This is a genomic window from Pseudomonas sp., from assembly GCF_035277045.1.
GTDB lineage: Bacteria > Pseudomonadota > Gammaproteobacteria > Pseudomonadales > Pseudomonadaceae > Aquipseudomonas.
Map to the genome: position 1 here is coordinate 1 of NZ_DATELE010000022.1, position 20682 is coordinate 20682.

The window sequence follows — 20682 nt, forward strand, 5'->3', positions numbered from 1 at the left end:
TTACGCTCAAGCCCCAGGCTGAGGGTGCCGCGCAAGTCGAACGGCACCACCACCTGCGCCTGCACCGCCCACTGGCTGTCGCCGATTTCGCGGTTGGCCGAGAGATACAGGCTGCTGTTGCGCCACAGCGGCTTGCTCCAGCTCAGGTTCAGCAGACGGGTGCGCGAGCCATCGCCGGCCCGTACGTCGAAGTAGCCGGCCCCGAGGCTGCCATAGCGGTTCAGGTTCAGGCTCAGCGTGACTTGCTCGCTGCGCTGGCTCAGGCGGGTGTAGACACTGTCGACCAGGGTCAGGTCGGCATAGTCGCCATGCCGTTGCAGGCGCTGGTAGTTGAAGCCGATGCGCTGACTGTTGTACTGGTAGCCCAGGCTCACCTGGCGCCCTCCGGCGCCGTCGAAGCGGCTTTGGGTCAGGGCCGCGTTGAGCACGCCGAAGGTCCCCAGGCGCAGGTTGCCACCCAAGCCGCCAAGGGCCAAGGACTGGGCGGCTTCGATGTGGCTTTCGAGAGTGAAGCTGTCGCTCAGGCCATGCCGCAGGCTGGCTGACGCCACGCCCGGACCGTAGCTGAAGTCGCGCACCGCATAGTCGCGGCGCAGGCTGCCTGCCGCCACTGAAAAGTCCGACAGCCCTTTTTGCAACAGGCTGCTGGTCACGTAGAACGGCAAGGTGGTCGAGACCTGTCGGCCCAGCGTGTCGGTCGTCACCACCACCGCCTCGCCCGCCCCGTTGATGAAGGGCACGTTGGTGAGGGTGTAGGGCCCCGGCTGCAGGTCGGCGCTGCTGGCCTTGAAGCCATTGATGAACAGGTCCAGCGAGGTCGGCACCGCCGCCTCGCCGGCAAAGGCCGGCAATGGGTAGGTGACCAGGTCTGGCCGCGCGGCGAAATCCCGAGACAGTTGCAGGCCACCGAGGCGCACCGAGCTGGTCCATGGCAAGGCGCCGGTCACCAGATCGCCGGCCTCGTAGGTCAGCAGGCGCTGCTCGTCGGTGAAGCGCCAGGTGGTGTCATAGCGCAGGAAGCCACGCTGGCGGTCACCGGTCGGGGTGGCACCAAACGACTGGCGCCATTGCCCGGTGCTCGACAAGGTGCCCCAGCTGTCGAACAGGCGCAGCTCATTCCAGGCAGCAAGGTAGGTGCCGCCCTCGTCGGTATCGTTCAGGTACAGGTCATAGTTGAGCAAGGCGCCCAGGCTGCTGCGCGCCTCACTGGCCGGATACAGGCTGCGATTGCCGATCCTCTGGTCGGGCAGCCAGGAGGGGGGCACCTCCAGCAGCAGGCGCTGGTTGGGGCTGTCGTATTCGCTGTGCAATCCCTTGATCGTATCCAGGGCGATCTCTCCTTGGGGCTCGCCAGGCACCCGGATCCCTGCCGCCTGCAAGGCATCGCTGGCGATGAACAGCCGGCCGTCGCGCTGCTGCACCGGCACCAGCTCAGCGCGGGGCACCTGGTTCACCAGCAGGTCCAGGTACAGAACGGCATCGGCCACCGCGTCCATCTCCGCGGGCGGGGGTGGCAGATCGTCGCCCAACACCATCGCCGGGCCGAGCATCAGCAAGCCCAGGCATAGCCGGCGCGCCGCGCGCCTCACACACAATGTCCCACCATGTCCGGACCTCCATGGTCCCTGTCCCAGCGTGGATGACGGCCTACTGCCCCTGGCGGATCGGTTCGGCGCTTTCCTGGCCGTTGATTCGCCCCTTCAGCGCCGTGCTGGCGGTCACCGCCACGGGGGCAGGCCAGCGCATGCTGGCGCCGGGTAGCACATAGCCCAGCAGGCCTTCGACCAGGGGCCGTTGCTGGCTGCCCTGCTGCAAGACCACGTCGGTCAGGCGCGCGTGCACGGGCCCGGTATTGCGGATTTCAACGTAGGGACGTCCCTGCACCGTCACCGGGTGCCAGCTCAGTTGAGGCTTGCCGACCCCGTCGTTGCTGCGCTCGCCGGTCGGGTCGGGCTTGCCCCACAAGCCGTCGCCATAGACGAAAAGGGGCACCGAGTAGCGCATCTGCAGGCGGATTGCCGCCTGGGTGCCCGCCACATCGGCTGCTGGCGCAATTGCCGCGGGGATCTCATCGATGATGATTCGATACGCCTGTTCCTGCCCGGCCGGCGCGGTGCCGGTGCGCGTGAGGCGGATGAGTTGCTTCTGCCCCGGCGCGATATTGGCCACCGGCGGGCTGCCAATGATCTCGCGCTGGGCCTGGAACTGCTCTTCGAAGCCGCCCTGGCGCCAGGCGAACACCCGCACCTGCAGGTTGCTCGGCTCCGTTCCACGGTTTTCCAGCCACAAGGCCCCGGCTTTCTGCCCGGCCTCCAGGACCGGGTCGATCGGCCAGATCAGCACCGACGTCGCCGCCTCCACCGGCAGGCTGACGATCCACGCAAACACCCCAACTGCCATCGCGCGCGCTACCCTTGCGCTTAACTGCATACCGCTCTCCTTGGTTTTCTTGTTGTTCGCGCCACCGCGGTTACCAGCTCACCGTCACTTGCAGCACATCCGAATAGGTCCCGGCCGGCACGCTGGCGCCCAGCTGGACGCGTGCGTACACCGGCAGTTTGATCGAGGTGGGATCGCTGTAGTTCACCGGCGCGCCCTGGCCAATCGCCAACGCCTGGCTGAACGCCGCATCGCTGAACAACTGATAGGCCAGCATTTGAGTGGCGCCATTGCGCCTCAGGTTTCGCGTGCCGCCCGCGGTGTGCTGGCCGCCGTCGACACTCATGCTCATGACCACGCCCGGGGTGCACTGGAAGGTCACCGTGGTGCCGCCCAGCGACGTGCTCACCGCCGTACTGGACAGTGCCGAACGGGTTCCAAAGTCCAGAACCCCGTAACTGGTCACTCCGCCCAGGACCAGGCAGCCCGCGACGATCTGCGCATTGGCCTGGAAGGTACTGGTGGTCGCCGCCCAAGCCGGTCCGCTCAGCAGCGCACAGAGACCCAGCGCGCGCGACAAGGCGCGCATGGCGCTAGAAGCTCAGCTCGACCGCCACGGTATCGGTGTAGATCCCAGCCGGCAGGCCGGGCTTGCCGACGGCCTGACCATACAGGCTGACCGTCTGCGCCTCGCCCGTGCTGGTGGGCAAGGTGATCACCCCGTCAATGGCCAAGGGCTCACTGAGGCCAGCGTCGGTGTAGAAGTCGTAGGGCACGAAGTTGCCAACACCGTCCGCCAGTGCCCGGGTCCCTCCGGTCGACTGGCCGTCGTGGGTACCCGCCCCCACCCGGATCGCCGGCACGGTGCCAGCCGAGCACAGGACGCTCATCGCGCCGCCGCCTCCGCCCAGCACCTGGCCACCGGCGCTGCCGAACAGCGCATCCTGGGTCCCGAAGTTCAGCGCACCGAAGTCCGCGCCGGAGGTGGCGGCACTGCCATTGACCTGGCAAGCCGCGGTCAGGGTCAGGCTGGCATTGATCGTCCCGGTGACGCTGGCCGCGTGGGCCTGTGTCGCCAGGGCCAGGCCGAGGCCGGCGAGGATGCAGCGGGAAACGTGAGGTCGCATGTGAATCTCCTTTGCGTATTACCAGTCCAGGGTCACCCTCAAGGTGTCGCGGTACAGGCCGGCCGGCAGTGATTGCGGTTGGGCAATCACCACCCCGTAGATCGGTATGGGGATCTGGTCGGCACTGCGGATAGTGAAGTTGCGCGCTTGCCCGATGCCATAACGGCCGGCGCCCGCGGGATCGGTCGCCAACTGATACGGAATCAGCTGACGGCCATTGCTCAGGCGGCGGATCGCGCCGTCGCCATTCATCCCGCCATTGATGCGCACGCTGAAGGCGCGCACCGACGGCGTACAGCTGATCTGCAGGCTGCCCGGCCCACCCGCGTCGTCGACACGGCCGCGCAAGGGCTCGGTCCAGCTAGGGCCTTGGGCACCAAAGTCGAGCATGCCGGGATTGGCCAGCGTGGCGGGCTGGACTTCGCTGCTGATCTGGCAGGCGGCGTTGATCACCAGCCGCGCCTGAATGAACCCCGAGGTGCTGCCATGGGCGGCGCCGTTGGGCAGCAGCAGCGGCCCCAGGGTCAGCAGCACCAGCGATGTCCTGTTCATGAGGCGACGTCCGTGTGCATGGGCATGTCCTACCAGGTGACCGTGACTTTGAGCAGATCGGCATACAGACCTGCGCGTGGCACCCACTCCAGTCTGTCGATGCGTGCATAAAGAGGAAGTTCAACCGATCCGCTGTCGGGCACGCGGGCCGATTGAGCGATGCCGACCGGCAAGGGCGTTCGCCAGGCGGCGTCCTGGAAAAGGCGATAGGGGATCGGACGCGCCTTGGCATCGTCGCTCGCCAGATAGCGCACCTCACCGACGCCGCCGTGCTGGCCGCCGTCGACGCGCACCTGATACGGCGTGTCAGGGTTGCATTCCAGACGCGGCGGCCGCTGGCTGAGCAGCACGCCAGACAGCGGCGCGCCTGGGCCATCGAGGCGCGCGGCACTGCCCAGGTCGATCCTGCCCAAGGCCTGAGCACCGGCCTCGCGCTGGGCATTGACCAGCATGCAGCCGCGCTGCACGTCGATCTGCACCTCGACCAGAAAGTCGTCCGCCATGGCACTGCTGCCCAACAGCAGGCCGAGTCCCGCGGCCATCAAGCGTTCCGTCAACATCGCGTCCCTACTTCATGAAACCCTTGTGAAGGGAGGGTAGCAGGTCAGAAAGATGACGCCAGAATGTAGGACGGATTAACGACGCAGGGTCGCCATGCTGGCGAAACGACGCCGTGAATAAGCAAAACAGTCGGGTTTCTGATACTTTGCCTACTAAACGTTCTGTGCCTCTTGGAAGCGGCGCTGACAGACGAAACCTACAGGAGTCTCCTACTTGTCCACCGCCGAGACCGCTCTGGAGCACGCAGTCGAGCGCTGTGCCCAAGAACCCATTCACGTGCCGGGAAGCATCCAGCCGCACGGCTTCCTGTTGGTACTGGACGAGACCAACCTGCGCGTGCTGCAGGCAAGCGAAAATGCCGAGCAGTGGCTAGGCGTACCTGCCAGCGCCCTGATAGGCAGCGATTTCGCCGCGCTGGTGGCCGAGGATTTCGACCTGCGCGGGCACCTCGCGCAGCTGCCGGTTGACGAGATCTTCCCGTTCCATATCGGCGACATGCGCCTGCGCGAAGGCCCATTGGCCGGCCGCAGCCTCACTGTGCTCGTCCATCGTCATGACCAGGTGCTGATCGCCGAGTTCGAGCTCGCCCAGGACAAACCGGGCATCGGCATGTACGGCAATTTCTACCCCATGGTGCGGGCCTTCGTCAGCAGCCTGCACCAGGCCGACTGCATCACGGCGCTGCTCCAGCGTGGGGTCGAGGAACTCAAGCGCATCACCGGCTTCGGCAGGGTCAAGGCCTACCGCTTCGATGCCGACGGCAACGGCCTGGTCCTGGCCGAAGTGGCGGATGCCGGCTACCCGCAGTACCTGGGCCTGTGTTTTCCGGCCGCCGACATCCCCCGCCAGGCCCGCGAGCTGTACCGCGTCAACCGTATCCGCGTGATCGAGGACGCCAACTACCAGCCCTCCCCGGTGCTGCCCGCTTGCAACCCGCTGACCGGCAAGGCGCTGGACATGAGCTTCGCCGCGCTGCGCAGCGTATCGCCCCTGCACCTGCAGTACATGCGCAACATGGGCACGCTGGCCTCGATGTCGCTGTCGCTGGTGGTCGAAGGCAAGCTGTGGGGGCTTGTTTCCTGCCATCACGAGGAACCGCGCCGGGTGAATTTCCAGACCCGCACGGCCTGCGAACTGCTGGGCAACATGCTGTCGCTGCAGATCGAGTCGCGCGAATCGCACGACAACACCCGCCAGCTGTTGCAGTTGCGCCAGCGCATCGTGCAGATGCTCTCGTCGATGGCCGACCACGACAGCGTTGGCGACGGTTTGCGCGCGCTGCCCAAGGTGCTGCTGGAGTTTGCCGGCGCCACCGGCGCGGCGGTGATTTCCGCCGAACGCTGCGACCTGATCGGCGATACGCCGCCCGAGGCAAAGGTCAACGCGCTGGTGCACTGGCTGTCGCAACGCGGCGGCGACACGGTGTTCTGCACCGACAATGTTGGACGTGACATCGACGAACTGCCGGAGCTGGCCGAGCACACTGCCGGCGTGCTGGCCGTGGCCATCTCGCAGATTCATTCGCACTACCTGGTGTGGTTCCGCCCCGAGCAGGCCCGCACGGTGACCTGGGCCGGCAAGCCGGAAAAATCGATCGGCCCGCTAGGCAGCCTCAACCCGCGCAACAGCTTCGAACAATGGCGAGAAGAAGTACGCGGTTTCTCGGCGCCTTGGGACCCACTGGTCGTGGAAGGGGTGATCGAACTGCGCGCCGCGGTGCTGGGCATCGTCCTGCGCAAGGCCGAGGAGCTGGCGCAACTGGCGGGCGAGCTGCACCGCTCCAACAAGGAGCTCGAAGCGTTTTCCTACAGCGTGTCCCATGACTTGCGCGCGCCCTTGCGCCACATCGCCGGGTACACCGAGCTGCTGGCCGAAATCGAAGGCGCGGGCATGAGCGATCGTGGCCGGCGTTTCCTGGGGCATATCAACGAAGCGGCGCGCTTTGCCGGCTCGCTGGTCGACAACCTGCTGAATTTCTCGCAGATGGGCCGCGCCGCGCTGCGCATGTCCGACGTCGACCTGAACGCGCTGGTGGAAAGCATCCGTTGCGAACTGGCGCCTGATTACGTCGACCGCGAGATCGAATGGCAGGTCGGTGAGCTGCCCAAGGTGATCGCCGACCCGGCGTTCATCAACATGGCGCTGCTCAACCTGATTTCCAACGCCATCAAGTACACCCGCGGCCGTACCCCGGCGCGCATCGAGATCGGCGCGCGCCAGCGCGAAAGCGAGACCGAAATCTACATACGCGACAATGGCGTGGGCTTTGACATGGCCTATGCCAGCAAGCTGTTCGGGGTTTTCCAGCGCCTGCACCGGATGGAAGACTTCGAGGGCACCGGCATTGGCCTTGCCAGTGTTCGAAGGATCGTTGAACGCCATGATGGCCGCGTCTGGGCCGAAGGCCGGGTCAATGAAGGTGCAAGCTTTCACCTCGCCCTGCCCCGCCACCCCATTAATACCTGACGGACACCACGAAAAACATGCTTAAACCCATTCTGTTGGTCGAAGACAACCCCAAGGATTTGGAGTTGACGCTTATTGCCCTGGAGCGCAGTCAGCTGGCCAACGAAGTCATCGTCCTGCGCGATGGCGCCGAGGCGCTGGACTACCTGCTGCGCCGCAACGCCTACGCCACGCGTGACGGTGGCAATCCTGCCGTGCTGCTGCTGGACCTCAAGCTGCCCAAGGTCGACGGCCTTGAGGTGCTCAAGGTGGTGCGCGAGACGGCCGAGTTGCGCAGCATCCCCACCGTCATGCTGACGTCCTCGCGCGAGGAGCCCGATCTGCTGCGCGCCTACGAGCTGGGCGTGAATGCATACGTGGTCAAGCCGGTCGAGTTCAAGGAATTCGTCACGGCGATTTCCGATCTGGGCGTGTTTTGGGCCGTGCTGAATGAACCTCCACCCGGTTCGCTGCGTCTGAATCGCCGAGGTCCACCCTGACGGAGCTGAAATGCTGCCTAACCCGCTGAAATTGTTGATGATCGAGGACAGCTCGCTGGATGCCGAGCTGACCTTGCTGTGCCTGGAGCGCAGCGGGTTGCTGGCCGAGGCCCACCAGGTGTTCAACCACAAAGGCGCGCAAAAGGCCCTGCGCGAAGACAAGTACGACGTCATCATCTGCGACTGCGTGCTGCCCGGCTCGTCCGGCACCGATGTCTTGCACATCGCCCAGAGTCTTGCGCCGGACACCCCGTTCATCTTCCTCTCCGGCATCTATGGTGAAGAGCACGCGGTGGAGATGATTCGCCTGGGCGCCACCGACTATGTCCTGAAGAAAAACCTGTCGCTGCTGCCCAAGGCCGTCAAGCGCGCCCTGACCGAGGTGCAGGAGCGCAATCGCCGGCGCCTGGCCGAAGAGACCCTCGCCGATGTCGAGGCCCGGGCCCGCATCGCCATTGACGCGGCGGGCATGGGCACCTGGGATTACCGCGTACAGGACGAAGAGCTGATCTGGGACGACCGCTGCAAGGCGCTGTTTGGCCTGCCAGCGGAAACCGTGATGGACCTCGAGGTGTTCTACGGCGGTATCCATCGCGATGACCGGGCCCAGGTACGCCATGCGGTGAACCTGGCCATGCGCCCGGAAAGCGATGGGCTCTACCGGATCGAATTCCGCAGGGCAGGCAACAACGGCGCCGAGCCCCGCTGGCTATTGAGCAGCGGCCAGACGCAGTTCGTCGATGGCCGCTGCGTGCGCTTCTCCGGGGTGCTGCAGGATGTCCACCCACAGCGCCAGGCCACCCAGGCCCTGCGGCAGCTCAACGAGATGCTCGGCGAGCGGGTCGAGCGCCGCACCCGCGAGCGCGATCGTTCCTGGGAGCTGTCCCAGGACCTGCTGGCCGTGCTCAACAAAGACCTTACACCCGTGGCGCTGAACCCGGCATGGGAAAACACCCTGGGCATCAAGCGCGATCAGCTGTCGCACATGTCATTGCTCGAGCTGCTGCCCGAGAGCGACCAGGACGCCTTTCTCGCCGAGCTCGCCGCCCTCACCCACGGCCGCACCAGTGCGCGTTTCGTTGGCCGGATCCAGCATGCGAGCGGCCAGCAGCGCTGGCTTTCATGGATCGCCGTGCCCGAGGACACCTTGCTGTACGTGGTTGCCCGCGACATCACCAGCGAGCGCGAAGCGGCCGTCGAGCTGGCCGAGGCCAACACCCGCCTGCGCGAGCAGATCGCCGAACGCGAACGCATCGAGGCCGCGCTGCAGCAGATGCAGCGTCTTGAAGCCGTCGGCCAGCTCACCGCGGGCGTGGCGCACGACTTCAACAACCTGCTGACGGTGATCATCACCGGCACCAGCTTTCTCGAGCGGGACCTTGAACGGGGCAACCTGGAAAAAGCCAGCAGCCGCCTGCAGCACATCCGCAAGGCCGGCGAACGCGGGGCCAAGCTCACCTCGCAGTTGCTGGCCTTCTCCCGGCGCCAGCGGCTGGAGCCGGTGCCGGTCAACCTCAACCGGACCCTGGGCGGGCTCGAGGAGCTGCTGCGCCGTACCTTGGGCGGCAGCATTCTGGTGCAGCTTGACCTGCACGACGGACTGAGCCAGGCGCTGACCGACCCGACCCAGACCGAGATGATCATCCTCAACCTGGCGATCAATGCCCGCGATGCCATGCCCGGCGGCGGCCAGCTGACCTTGACCACCCGCAACACCCATATCAGCCAAGTTCCACGGCGACCGGAAGACCCGGAGCCTGGCGACTATGTGATGCTGTCGATCCGCGACACCGGTTGCGGCATGAGCGAAGAGGTGCTCGCCAAGGTGTTCGAACCCTTCTTCACCACCAAGGATATTGGCAAGGGCTCTGGCCTGGGCCTGGCCCAGGTGTTCGGCTTCGCCAAGCAATCGGGTGGCGGCGTGCGTATCGAGACCCGCCCCGGCCAAGGGACTGAAGTCTGCGTGTACCTGCCCGCCGTCGAGCGCGAGCTGCACGCCGACGTGCCCGTGCAGCCGCCGAGTGAGGCGTTGTCCGACAGTGGCCGCGACCGTTTCATCCTGCTGGTGGACGATGACGACCTGGTGCGCGCGATGGTCCACGACGTGCTGTGCGCGTATGGCTACCACGTGCGCCAGGCCAGCAGCGGAGAGCAGGCCCTGGCCATGCTCGACGAACAGGTCGACCTGCTGCTGACCGACTTCGCCATGCCCGGCTACAACGGCGCCCAGATGGCCCATGCCGCGCGCGAGCGTTTTCCGCGGTTGCCGGTGGTGTTTCTGACGGGGTACGCGGAGCTGGAAGGGCTGGAATTGCCGGGCAGTGTCGTGATGCAGAAGCCGGTACAGGCGGAGGCGCTGGCGCAGGTGCTGAGCGAGATGCTGGGGGTGTAAAGCCCCGCACGGAAAAACACCCCTTGTGGGGGCGGGCTAGTCCCGCCCCCACAAGGGGTGTTTGGTTTGTTACCGGTAGATCAGATCACGCGTTCCACGGACGGTCGCCGTTGGCATCCTTGATGCGCGTCGGCAGGCCCATCACATCGAGCGCGCGCAGGAACGGCTCGGCTGGCAGCTCCTCGACGTTGACCATGCGCTGCACGTCCCACTCGCCACGGGCGACCATCAGGGCCGCGGCCACGGGCGGCACGCCGGCGGTGTAGGAAATGCCCTGGCTGTCGGTCTCGGCAAAGGCTTCTTCGTGGTCGGCCACGTTGTAGATGAAAACTTCGCGCGGCTGGCCGTCCTTGGTGCCCTTGACCAGGTCACCGATGCAGGTCTTGCCGGTGTAGCCCGGGGCGAGCGAGGCCGGATCAGGCAGCACGGCCTTGACCACTTTGAGTGGCACCACTTCCAGGCCTTCGGCGGTCTTCACCGGCTGCTCGGACAGCAGGCCGAGGTTCTTCAGCACGGTGAACACGTTGATGTAGTGCTCGCCAAAGCTCATCCAGAAGCGCACGTTCGGCACGTCCAGGTTCTTGGAGATCGAGTGCACTTCATCGTGACCTGTAAGGTACAGGTTCTGCGAGCCCACGACCGGCAGGTCGTCGGTGCGCTTGACTTCGAACATGGTGTTGCTGGTCCACTGGCTGTTCTGCCAGCTCCACACCTGCCCGGTGAATTCGCGGAAGTTGATTTCCGGGTCGAAATTGGTGGCGAAATACTTGCCGTGCGAGCCGGCATTGACGTCGAGGATGTCGATCGAATCAATGCTGTCGAAATATTCTTGCTTGGCCAGAGCCGCGTAGGCGTTGACCACGCCTGGGTCGAAGCCGACGCCGAGAATGGCGGTGATGTTCTTCTGCTGGCATTCCTCGAGGTGTTTCCACTCGTAGTTGCCATACCAGGGCGGCGTCTCGCAGACCTTGCCCGGTTCTTCGTGAATGGCGGTGTCCAGGTAGGCCACGCCGGTGTCGATGCAGGCGCGCAGCACCGACATGTTGAGGAAGGCGGAACCGACGTTGATCACGATCTGCGATTCGGTCTCGCGGATCAGCGCCTTGGTTGCCTCGACATCGAGTGCATTGAGCGAGAAGGCCTTGATGTCGGCGGGCTGCTTGAGGCTGCCCTTGGCCTTGACGCTGTCGATGATGGCCTGGCATTTGGAGATGTTGCGCGACGCGATGGCAATACGACCGAGTTCGTCGTTATGCTGCGCGCACTTGTGGGCCACCACCTTGGCGACACCTCCTGCACCAATGATAAGAACGTTCTTCTTCAATTTCTGTATCTCTCCTTGTCTGTCAGCTCAGGAAAGGCTGGACAGGTAGTCTTCGAACCCAAACTCACGAACCACCTCGACGCTACCGTCGAGTTGTTTCACTACGATGGACGGCATTTTCAGGCCGTTGAACCAGTTTTTCTTGACCATGGTGTAACCCGCGGCGTCCACGAAGGACAGCCGATCGCCGATGGCCAGCGGACGATCAAATTGATACTCGCCGAAGATGTCGCCGGCCAGGCAGGATTTGCCGCACACCATGTAGGTGTGTTCACCCTCGCTCGGCGCGAGCTTGGCGTTCAGGCGGTAGATCAGCAGGTCGAGCATGTGCGCTTCGATCGAGCTGTCGACCACGGCCAGGTGCTTGCCGTTGTACAGGGTGTCGAGCACGGTCACTTCGAGCGAGGCGCTTTGGGTGATGGCGGCTTCGCCCGGCTCCAGGTAGACCTGGACACCGTACTGCTCGGAGAACGCCTTCAGCCGCGCGCAGAACGCATCCAGCGCATAGCCTTCGCCGGTGAAGTGGATGCCGCCACCCAGGCTGACCCACTCGACCTTGTGCAGCAGATGGCCGAAGCGCTCCTCGATGGTCCCCAGCATCTGATCGAACAGGCCGAAGTCGCCGTTCTCGCAGTTGTTGTGGAACATGAAGCCGGAAATCTGCTCGATCACCGCTTCGACTTTCACCGGGTCCCACTCGCCCAGGCGGCTGAACGGACGCGCCGGGTCGGCCAGCAGGTAGTCCGAGCTGCTCACCTGCGGGTTGACGCGCAGCCCGCGGACCTTGCCTTCGGAGGCGTCGGCGAAACGCTGCAGCTGACCGATGGAGTTGAAGATGATCTTGTCGCAGTTGTCGAGCATCTCCTCGATCTCGTCGTCGGCCCAGGCCACGCTATAGGCATGGGTCTCGCCTTCGAACTTCTGGCGGCCGAGCTTGAGCTCGTAGAGCGAGGACGACGTGGTGCCGTCCATGTACTGCTGCATGAGGTCGAACACCGACCAGGTGGCGAAGCACTTGAGTGCCAGCAGGGCCTTGGCCCCGGAGTGCTCGCGCACGTAGGCGATCTTCTCCATGTTGCCGAGAAGCTTCTGTTTGTCGATGAGGTAGTACGGCGTTTTGATCATTTCGAGGCCTCCGGCCAGGCCGGCCAAAAAAAGGACACGCATTGTGCCTTCACTCGAAACAGATCGAAAGAGCGCGCAACGAATTTCGACGAGCAGAGCCCTGCCTCATAGCACCTTCTGCCAGAACATCGCCTTGCCCATCTCGGGGTCGAGCGCGTAGCTGCCGTAGCCAAGCTTGCGGTACGCCTTTTGCGCCGACACATTGCCCTCTAGCACTTCGAGGGTCAATTTGCAGCAGCCGCGTTCGCGGGCGATGGATTCGACTTCAGCCAGCATGCGTTGGCTAATGCCGAGGCCGCGGTGGCTGTCGAGCACCACCACGTCGTGCACGTTGACCAGCGGGCGTGCCACGAAGGTGGAGAATCCCTCGAAGCAGTTCACCAGGCCGACCGGAGCATCGCCATCGAAGGCCAGCACGCTGAAGGCATGCGGCCGTTTGGCCAGTTCGCTGGCCAGCGACTGCAAGACGGCAGCGGGCAGCGGTTCGCCGCCACCCATGGCGTCGCGGCTGTAGTGGTCGAGCAGGCTGGCAATGGCCTGGGCATGCAGCGGATCGTTGTAGTCGGCGCGAACGACGCGCACGGCACTGCTATTCATTTCGGGCTCCTGCCTGGATGTTCTTGTTTGGTCAGCCCGATAAAACCTGTCCGGGCATGTCACTGTCTACCGTCTGGCCGCCGTGGCCTCGATGGCACAGCGCCAAGCATACCGAACGCGACCGTACGCGCCCACTCGACAAGGACCGCTCCATGCCTCCACGCCGCGAAAGCCACCTCACTACCGCACTGCCCGAAGGCACCGGTTTCGTCCGGGTGCGGGGTGCCCGCGAACACAACCTCAAGAACGTCGATGTGGATATCCCGCGCGACGCGCTGGTGGTGTTCACCGGGGTGTCGGGTTCGGGCAAGTCGTCGCTGGCATTTTCCACGGTGTACGCCGAGGCCCAGCGGCGCTACTTCGAATCGGTCGCGCCCTATGCGCGGCGGTTGATCGACCAGGTAGGCGTGCCGGACGTGGACGCCATCGAGGGCCTGCCGCCAGCGGTGGCCTTGCAACAGCAGCGCGGCACGCCGAGCGCGCGCTCTTCGGTAGGCAGTGTGACGACCCTGTCGAGCTCCATTCGCATGCTCTATTCGCGCGCTGGCAGCTATCCGGCCGAGCAGCCGATGCTGTATGCCGAGGACTTCTCGCCGAACACCCCGCAAGGCGCTTGCCCGGAGTGCCATGGCCTGGGACGGGTTTACGAGATCACCGAGGCGACCATGGTCCCGGACCCGTCGCTGACCATTCGCGAGCGCGCCATCGCCGCCTGGCCCATGGCCTGGGGTGGCCAGAACCTGCGCGACATCCTGGTGACCCTGGGCTATGACGTCGACGTGCCATGGCGTGACCTGCCACAGGCCGAGCGCGACTGGATCCTGTTCACCGAAGAGACGCCGACGGTGCCGGTGTACGCGGGCCTCACGCCAGCGCAGACCCGCACCGCCCTCAAGCGCAAGCTCGAACCCAGCTACCAGGGCACGTTCAGCGGCGCCAAGCGCTACCTGCTGCACACCTTCATGAACTCGCAAAGCGCGCAGATGCGCAAGCGCGTCGCCCAGTACATGCGGCCCAGCCCTTGCCCCTTGTGCGAGGGCAAGCGCCTCAAGCGCGAAGCGCTGAGCGTGACATTCGCCGGCCTGGACATCGCCGAGCTGTCACACAAGAGCCTGCTGGAACTGGCCGAGGTGCTCACGGCCGTGGCGTCGCCAGATTACCTGGAGCAGGCCGAAGAACCTGGTGACGTCATGACCCACCAGCAGACCAAGGCCGCCCGGCAGCAGCGCGCGGCCAAGGGCGACAACTCCCACGCGGGCGGTCCGGATGTGCGTCACACGCATAATCTTTCGCTGGAAAAACGCCTGGCCGCGCAGCGTATCGCCAATGAGCTGCTGGTGCGGATCGCGCCGCTGATCGACCTTGGCCTTGGCTACCTGGCACTGGAGCGCAGCACGCCGACTTTATCCTCCGGGGAGCTGCAGCGCCTGCGCCTTGCCACCCAGCTCAACTCGCAGCTGTTCGGGGTGATCTATGTGCTCGACGAGCCGTCGGCGGGCCTGCACCCTGCCGACAGCGAGGCGTTGTTCGAGGCGCTGCAGGCGCTCAAGGCCTCGGGCAATTCGGTGTATGTGGTCGAGCATGACCTGGACACCATGCGCCGCGCGGACTGGCTGATCGATGTTGGTCCCGCAGCGGGCGAGCACGGCGGGCAGGTGCTGTACAGCGGCCCGCCTGCAGGGCTTGAAGCGGTCACGCAGTCGCGCACGCGCGGCTATCTCTTCGCCGGCCAGACACCGGCCGCGCAGGCTCCCAGACCGCCACAGGACTGGCTGCGGCTGGAGGGCATCACGCGCAACAACCTCGATGACCTGAGCGCCGAATTTCCGCTGGGCTGCTTCACCGCCGTGACCGGTATTTCCGGCTCGGGCAAGTCCAGCCTGGTGAGCCAGGCCCTGCTGGACCTGGTTGGCACTCATCTGGGGCAGGCCAGGCCCGCTGCCGATAGCGAGGAGCAGAGCCTGGAAGACGAGCCCGTGCAGACCAGCGGCGGGCACATCAGCGCCGGTATGGACGCCATCCAGCGCCTGGTGCAGGTGGACCAGAAACCTATCGGCCGCACACCGCGTTCGAACCTTGCGACCTACACCGGCCTGTTCGATCACGTGCGCAAACTGTTCGCCGCGACCGACGAGGCCAAGGCTCAAGGCTTCGATGCCGGACGCTTCTCGTTCAACGTCGCCAAGGGCCGCTGCGAGACCTGCGAAGGCGAAGGCTTCGTCAGTGTCGAGCTGTTGTTCATGCCCAGTGTGTATGCGCCCTGCCCCACGTGTCATGGCGCCCGCTACAACCCAGAGACGCTGGCGGTGACCTGGCAAGGGCGGACCATTGCCGACGTGCTGCGGTTGACGGTGGACCAGGCCCTCGAGGTGTTCATCGAACAGCCGCCGGTGCGGCGCGCACTGCAAGTGCTGGTGGACATCGGCCTGGGTTACCTGCGTCTCGGGCAACCCGCTACCGAGCTGTCGGGCGGCGAGGCGCAGCGCATCAAGCTGGCCACCGAGCTGCAGCGCACGGCCCGCGGCGCGACCTTGTATGTACTGGACGAGCCCACCAACGGCCTGCACCCGCAGGACGTGGACCGCTTGCTGGTGCAGCTGAACCGCCTGGTGGAGGCCGGGCATACGGTGGTGGTGGTCGAGCATGACATGCGCGTGGTGGCGCAGAGTGACTGGGTGATCGATATCGGGCCCGGGGCGGGCACGGCGGGCGGGACGGTGGTGGCCAGCGGGACACCCGCCACCGTGGCCGCGTGCGCGCAAAGCCGCACGGCGGCGTTTCTGGCCAAGGCGATCTAGCACACAGCTGGGGGACGGCGTAGTGCCGGAACTAGCCTCCGTGCCGTCATAGCCGGCACTTGTGGGAGATTCCATGGCTCAAGGCAATCTGTGGGAGCGGGCTAGCCGGGGCGCCGGACCGCCCGCGATTGGGCCGCGCAGCTGCCCCAAGATCGAATAGGCGCCGCAAGACCCGCTGGCTGCATTCGGTGTTCCCTGCCAGCTCCGCGCAACACGACACTCATGCGCCCCGGCGAGGGCTTCGCCCTCGTTTCGCGCGGCCCGGCGTTCCGGCACAAGGCACGCTCCCACAGGGCCCGGCGTTGCCGGGCCGGGGGTGTGAGATACCTCGGTACAAGACAGTTCCCACAGGTGCTCGCCTGCGCCGGCACTGCTGCGCCCGGGACTGCGAAGCAGTCCCTTGTGGGAGCGCGCCTTGTGCCGCGATCGAGGGCGGAGCCCTCGCCGGGGCGCAGGATTACAGCTTGTGCGATGCCGGCAGGGAACAAGACAGTTGCTCCCACAGGGCCGGCTACGCCGGGCCGGGGGGCCGGGAGTGCATCGGTAGAAGGATCTCTCACAGCGCCCGGCGACGCCGGGCACAGACCCTTGCCATACGCCATGTGATCGTCCCTGTGCAGGCTCAGCCAGGGCTCACCATCAAGGCCGGCTGCACCTGCCGGTCGTACTCTTGCGCGGTGATCACGCCGAGCGCGATGGCCGCCGCCTTGGGCGAGATCCCTTCCTCGGCCGCCTTGCGGGTGACCCGCGCGACGGTATCGTAACCCAGCACCGGGTTCAGCGCGGTCGCGATCAGCAGGGCATTCTCGACATTCGCCGCGAGCCTTGGCGCGTTCACCTCCAGGCCCTTGACCAGCCGCTCGGTGAAGATCGCCGTTGCATTGGCCAGCACATCGATCGACTGCAGCAGATTGCTGATCAGCACCGGCTTGGCCACGTTCAACTCGAACAGGCTTGAAGCACCCGCCAGGGTGATGGTCGTGTGGTTGCCCATCACCTGCATGGCTGCCTGCACCAGCACTTCAGCGATGGTCGGGTTGCGCTTGCCAGGCATGATCGATGAGCTCAAGCCGTCATCCGGCACCCCCAGCTCGCCCAGTCCACAGCGCGGACCCGAGCCCAGCAGGCGGATATCGTTGCCAAGCTTGGTGAGCGACACGGCAATGACATTGAGCACGCCGGAGGCCTCGACCAGCGCATCGTGCGTCCCCATGCCTTCGAACTTGCAGGGATTGGCGGTGAACGGCTGGCCGGTGATCGCGCTGACTTCCTCACAGAATCGAGTGTCGAAATCCACCGGCGCATTGAGCCCCGTCCCCACCGCCGTCCCGCCCTGTGGCAACAGGCGCAGGCGTGGCAGGCATGCCTGGATGCGCGCGATCCCATGCCCGACCTGATGGGCGAACGCCTCGAAGGCTTGCCCCTGCGTCATCGGCACGGCGTCCATCAGGTGGGTACGGCCGATCTTGAGCACATCAGCCCAAGCCTGCGCCTTGGCCTGCAACGCGTCGCGAAGGTCGGCCAGCGCAGGCAGCAGGCGATCGACCAGCTCGGTCACCGTCACCAGGTGCATCACCGTGGGAAAGCTGTCGTTGGACGACTGGGACCGATTGACGTGATCATTGGGATGCACCGGCGAGCGGCTGCCCAGCACGCCGCCGAGCAGCAGATTCGCGCGGTTGGCGATCACCTCGTTGGCGTTCATGTTGGTCTGGGTGCCCGAGCCGGTCTGCCACACCGACAACGGGAAGTGCCCGTCGAAATCGCCAGCCGCCAGCTCACAGGCGGCCTGCTCGATGGCCTCGAACAGCTCGCCGGGGATCACCCCCAGCGTGTGGTTGGCCCGGGCAGCGGCCAGCTTCTGCTGGCCAAACGCCCGGATCAGCGCCGGCGGGAAACATTCCCGCCCGGCCCCGAAGACCTCCAGCGCCCGTTGCGTCTGGGCACCCCACAAGCGGTCAACCGCGATGCACACCGCGCCAAACGCATCATGCTCCAGGCGTTGACCCACGCCAGCGGCCGTCACAGCGCCGCACCCGGTGCGCGGCCGAACTCACGCGCGTACTCGACCTGGGCAGTTTTCTCGCATAACTCGCCCGACCACTTCGCCACCACCACGGTCGCCACGCTGTTGCCAATGGTGTTGCACGTCGCGATGGCCATCGACATGAACCGGTACACACCAAACAGCAGCGCCAACCCTTCGACCGGCAGCACGCCGATGGCGGTCACGGTCGCGGCGAACACCACGAAGCTGCCGCCCGATACCGCCGCCGCGCCCTTGGAGGTGACCAGCATGATGGCGATGATGCCCAGCTGGTGCTCCCAGCTCAGCGGCACCCCGTAAGCGTTGGCGATGAACAGCACGCACAGCGACATGTAGATCGAGGTGCCGTCGAGGTTGAAGGCATAGCCGGTCGGCAGCACCAGTCCCACGCTCTGCTTGGAGCAGCCGAACTTCTCGAGCTTCTGCAGCAGGCGCGGCAAGGCGCTTTCCGACGAGGCCGTGCCGAGCACGATGAAGACCTCGTCCTTGATGTACTTGAGGAAGCGCCACAGGCTGAAGCCCGCGATCCGGCACACCAGCCCCAGCACGACGAAGATGAAGAACGCGATGCATACGTAGAACATCAGCACCAGGTTGGCCAGCGACATCAGTACCGCGGTGCCATTGCTGCCGACCGCGTAGGCGACTGAGCCGAACGCACCCAGCGGCGCGAACTTCATGATCAGGTTGATGAACTCGAAGAAACACTCCGACACGCGGCTCAGGCCATCCTCGATCACCGCGCGGCGTTCTTCTTTTAGCGCCAGCAGGGCGAAGCCGAACAGCACCGAGATCACCAGCACCTGCAGCAACTGGCCACCGGCGAAGGCGCCGACGAAGTTGTCGGGGAAGATGCCGTAGATGAAGTCCATCGTCGAGGTTGGCGCATGCCCCTTCGCCACCGCCGCGGCCGAGGCCGCCGCCGCGCCGCTGGAGGGGTGAGCGTCGTGCATGCCCGAGCCGATCTCCAGCAGGTTGCCCCACAGCAGGCCGATCGCCAGGGCGATGGTAGAAACGATCTCGAAGTAGATGAGTGCCCGCAGGCCAACCTTGCCGACCCGCTTGATATCACCGGCCGAGGCAATGCCATGCACGACCGTGAAGAACACCAGCGGCGCAACGGCAGTCTTGATCAGCTTGAGAAAGATGTCGCCGAGGATCTTGAACTTGGCAGCAAGCTCCGGGGCAAGGAATCCAAAGGCGATGCCCAGGACCATGGCCGCGAGTACCTGAAAGGTGAGGTCGCGGTAGAACGGCTTTTTCTCTACAGAAGCCATCAGGGTGTCCTCTCGTTATTTTTATGGGGCAATGCATGGGGCTCCGTCACCAGAGGCCCTGGCTGTTTCAGCGCTTGACCGAACCCGGATTGGCCAGCGCGCGGTCGACCATCTGCGGCGCCAGGCCCAGGTATTGGGTCGGGTCGGTAAGGCGCTTGAGTTCGTCGGCGTCCAGCCGATCGGTGGCCTCGCCCTGGGCCTGCAAGGCGTCGAACAGGCTGATGCCCTGGTCGTTCGCCATGCGGCAAGCGGCATAGACCACATCGTGCGCGACCTGGCGGCCCAGCGCCGGCGCAAGGCCCATCATCACCGCCTCGGCGACGATCAGGCCCTGGGTCATGTCGAGGTTCTTGAGCATGCGCTCGGTACGGACCTCAAGCCCCGCCAGCATGAACTTCGCCTGCCCGAGCGAGGCAGCGCTCAGGGCGAAGGCTTCGGGGATGGCGATCCACTCGGCCTGCCAAGGGCCGGTGGAGCGCTCGAAGTCCTGGATCATGGCATCGAGCATCAGCCCGGCCTGCTGGCGCACACCCTTGGCGGCGGCGTACATCAGCTCGCATGAAATCGGATTGCGCTTCTGCGGCATGGTGCTGCTGGCGCCACGGCCCTTGACGAAAGGCTCGTACACCTCGCCCAGCTCGCTGGTCATCATCATCATCACGTCCAGCGCGACCTTGCCCAGCGAGCCGGTAACCAGGCCGAGGAAGTTCAAGGTCTCGGCCAGGCCATCACGCGCGACGTGCCAGGTCGCCTGCGGCACGCCCAGTCCCAATTCCTTCATCAGCGCTTCTTGCACCTCAAGGCCCTTGTCACCCAGGGAAGCCAGGGTGCCGGCAGCGCCCGCGAACTGGCCGATCTCGACCCGCGGACGCAGCTCGACCAGCCGCTCGGCGTGGCGGTCGAACATGCTTAGCCACACCGCGCACTTGTAGCCGAAGGTGATGGGCAAGGCATGCTGCAGGTGGGTGCGGCCCGCCATCGGGGTGTCGCGGTAACGCAGCGCCAACTCGGCCAGCAGGCCGCGCACGGCTTGGATGTCGCGCTCGACCAGCAGCAGCGCCGCCCGTACCTGGAGGACAACGGCAGTGTCCATGATGTCCTGGGTGGTGGCGCCCCAGTGCACATAGCGTCCCGCCTCGCCACAGATCTTCGACAGCTGCTCGACCAGCGGCAGGATCGGGTACCCGACGATCTCGGTCTCGTGCTGCATGAGCGCGAGGTCCAGGGACTCGTAACGCGACAGCTCGGCGATCTGCGCGGCCGCCTCGACAGGGATCACGCCACAATGAGCCTCGGCCTTGGCCAACGCCACTTCCACCTCGATGTAGCGCTCGATCAGCGCCTTGTCTGAGAACACCTCGCGCATCTCGGCAGTGCCGAACATGTCACGGAACAGGGTCGAGTCGAAGACAGTGGTAGACATCGGGAACCTCTATATTGTTGGTTTTGATGGTACATATTATATTATGTCCGTACATAATAATTACCGCCCCTCTGGTAAGCTGTCAACACACTGAGGAGGAACCTGATGGAAGGCATTGCGCAAAAGCGGTATGAG

The 20682-nt window shown here is 65.2% G+C and carries 16 protein-coding genes; 4 read left to right on the plus strand and 12 right to left on the minus strand.

Annotated features, from left to right (window positions below):
- The 6 genes from VJS90_RS01055 to VJS90_RS01080 form a co-directional block, all read right to left on the minus strand.
- A partial coding sequence (locus tag VJS90_RS01055; protein ID WP_324118215.1) for a fimbria/pilus outer membrane usher protein occupies positions 1 to 1550 on the minus strand: 1550 nt, incomplete at its 3' end.
- 97 nt (positions 1551 to 1647) lie between these two features.
- Positions 1648 to 2430, minus strand: coding sequence for a molecular chaperone (locus VJS90_RS01060; protein ID WP_324118202.1), 783 nt, complete (start codon positions 2428 to 2430; stop codon positions 1648 to 1650).
- 40 nt (positions 2431 to 2470) lie between these two features.
- Positions 2471 to 2968, minus strand: coding sequence for a spore coat U domain-containing protein (locus tag VJS90_RS01065; protein ID WP_324118203.1), 498 nt, complete (start codon positions 2966 to 2968; stop codon positions 2471 to 2473).
- A gap of 4 nt (positions 2969 to 2972) precedes the next feature.
- Positions 2973 to 3506 carry a spore coat U domain-containing protein gene (locus tag VJS90_RS01070; RefSeq protein ID WP_324118204.1) on the minus strand — a complete coding sequence of 178 codons (534 nt, stop codon included), beginning with the start codon at positions 3504 to 3506 and terminating at the stop codon, positions 2973 to 2975.
- An 18-nt stretch (positions 3507 to 3524) separates the two neighbouring features.
- Entirely contained in the window at positions 3525 to 4058 is a 534-nt protein-coding gene (locus VJS90_RS01075) for a spore coat U domain-containing protein (protein ID WP_324118205.1), read from the minus strand.
- 29 nt (positions 4059 to 4087) lie between these two features.
- Positions 4088 to 4615 (minus strand): spore coat U domain-containing protein, encoded by a 528-nt coding sequence (locus tag VJS90_RS01080; RefSeq protein WP_324118216.1) that lies wholly within the window; start codon positions 4613 to 4615, stop codon positions 4088 to 4090.
- A 217-nt stretch (positions 4616 to 4832) separates the two neighbouring features.
- Here VJS90_RS01080 and VJS90_RS01085 point away from each other — a divergent pair, with 217 nt between their 5' ends.
- From VJS90_RS01085 to VJS90_RS01095, 3 genes are read left to right on the plus strand one after another with little or no spacing between them, the layout of a single operon-like run.
- A complete protein-coding gene (locus VJS90_RS01085) occupies positions 4833 to 7085 on the plus strand; it encodes an ATP-binding protein (RefSeq protein ID WP_324118206.1) in 2253 nt (750 codons plus the stop codon).
- Positions 7086 to 7102: 17 nt separating this feature from the next.
- Positions 7103 to 7564, plus strand: a complete 462-nt coding sequence (locus VJS90_RS01090; RefSeq protein ID WP_324118207.1) for a response regulator — start codon at positions 7103 to 7105, stop codon at positions 7562 to 7564.
- 10 nt (positions 7565 to 7574) lie between these two features.
- Positions 7575 to 9956, plus strand: a complete 2382-nt coding sequence (locus VJS90_RS01095; RefSeq protein WP_324118208.1) for a response regulator — start codon at positions 7575 to 7577, stop codon at positions 9954 to 9956.
- Positions 9957 to 10041: 85 nt separating this feature from the next.
- Here the strand turns inward: VJS90_RS01095 and VJS90_RS01100 are convergent, their stop codons facing one another.
- The 3 genes from VJS90_RS01100 to VJS90_RS01110 form a co-directional block, all read right to left on the minus strand.
- Positions 10042 to 11280, minus strand: coding sequence for a saccharopine dehydrogenase family protein (locus tag VJS90_RS01100; protein ID WP_324118209.1), 1239 nt, complete (start codon positions 11278 to 11280; stop codon positions 10042 to 10044).
- A 27-nt stretch (positions 11281 to 11307) separates the two neighbouring features.
- A complete protein-coding gene (locus tag VJS90_RS01105; protein WP_324118210.1) occupies positions 11308 to 12405 on the minus strand; it encodes a carboxynorspermidine decarboxylase in 1098 nt (365 codons plus the stop codon).
- Positions 12406 to 12510: 105 nt separating this feature from the next.
- On the minus strand, positions 12511 to 13002 hold the full coding sequence (locus VJS90_RS01110) for a GNAT family N-acetyltransferase (RefSeq protein ID WP_324118211.1): 492 nt from the start codon (positions 13000 to 13002) through the stop codon (positions 12511 to 12513).
- Between the two features lie 152 nt (positions 13003 to 13154).
- Between VJS90_RS01110 and VJS90_RS01115 the strand changes: the two genes are divergently transcribed.
- The gene (locus tag VJS90_RS01115; protein ID WP_324118212.1) at positions 13155 to 15800 is read left to right on the plus strand and encodes an excinuclease ABC subunit UvrA; all 2646 of its coding nucleotides are present in this window, start codon (positions 13155 to 13157) and stop codon (positions 15798 to 15800) included.
- Positions 15801 to 16422: 622 nt separating this feature from the next.
- On the opposite strand, the gene VJS90_RS01120 is transcribed toward VJS90_RS01115, so the two are convergent.
- From VJS90_RS01120 to VJS90_RS01130, 3 genes are all read right to left on the minus strand, one after another.
- Positions 16423 to 17826, minus strand: a complete 1404-nt coding sequence (locus VJS90_RS01120; RefSeq protein ID WP_414704883.1) for a class II fumarate hydratase — start codon at positions 17824 to 17826, stop codon at positions 16423 to 16425.
- Positions 17823 to 19124: a C4-dicarboxylate transporter DctA gene (gene dctA / locus VJS90_RS01125; RefSeq protein WP_324118213.1), complete on the minus strand. Its 1302-nt coding sequence runs from the start codon at positions 19122 to 19124 to the stop codon at positions 17823 to 17825. The genes VJS90_RS01120 and dctA overlap by 4 nt, the downstream gene beginning before the upstream one ends.
- A 67-nt stretch (positions 19125 to 19191) precedes the next feature.
- On the minus strand, positions 19192 to 20547 hold the full coding sequence (locus tag VJS90_RS01130) for an adenylosuccinate lyase family protein (protein ID WP_324118214.1): 1356 nt from the start codon (positions 20545 to 20547) through the stop codon (positions 19192 to 19194).
- Positions 20548 to 20682: the final 135 nt, after the last annotated feature.

Excerpts from the sequence above, each read along its gene's own strand:
- VJS90_RS01060 (WP_324118202.1), bottom strand. The coding sequence starts at position 2,430 with ATGCAGTTAAGCGCAAGGGTAGCGCGCGCGATGGCAGTTGGGGTGTTT.
- VJS90_RS01065 (WP_324118203.1), bottom strand. The coding sequence starts at position 2,968 with ATGCGCGCCTTGTCGCGCGCGCTGGGTCTCTGTGCGCTGCTGAGCGGA.
- VJS90_RS01070 (WP_324118204.1), bottom strand. The coding sequence starts at position 3,506 with ATGCGACCTCACGTTTCCCGCTGCATCCTCGCCGGCCTCGGCCTGGCC.
- VJS90_RS01075 (WP_324118205.1), bottom strand. The coding sequence starts at position 4,058 with ATGAACAGGACATCGCTGGTGCTGCTGACCCTGGGGCCGCTGCTGCTG.
- VJS90_RS01090 (WP_324118207.1), top strand. The coding sequence starts at position 7,103 with ATGCTTAAACCCATTCTGTTGGTCGAAGACAACCCCAAGGATTTGGAG.
- VJS90_RS01095 (WP_324118208.1), top strand. The coding sequence starts at position 7,575 with ATGCTGCCTAACCCGCTGAAATTGTTGATGATCGAGGACAGCTCGCTG.
- VJS90_RS01105 (WP_324118210.1), bottom strand. The coding sequence starts at position 12,405 with ATGATCAAAACGCCGTACTACCTCATCGACAAACAGAAGCTTCTCGGC.
- VJS90_RS01110 (WP_324118211.1), bottom strand. The coding sequence starts at position 13,002 with ATGAATAGCAGTGCCGTGCGCGTCGTTCGCGCCGACTACAACGATCCG.
- VJS90_RS01115 (WP_324118212.1), top strand. The coding sequence starts at position 13,155 with ATGCCTCCACGCCGCGAAAGCCACCTCACTACCGCACTGCCCGAAGGC.
- dctA (WP_324118213.1), bottom strand. The coding sequence starts at position 19,124 with ATGGCTTCTGTAGAGAAAAAGCCGTTCTACCGCGACCTCACCTTTCAG.
- VJS90_RS01130 (WP_324118214.1), bottom strand. The coding sequence starts at position 20,547 with ATGTCTACCACTGTCTTCGACTCGACCCTGTTCCGTGACATGTTCGGC.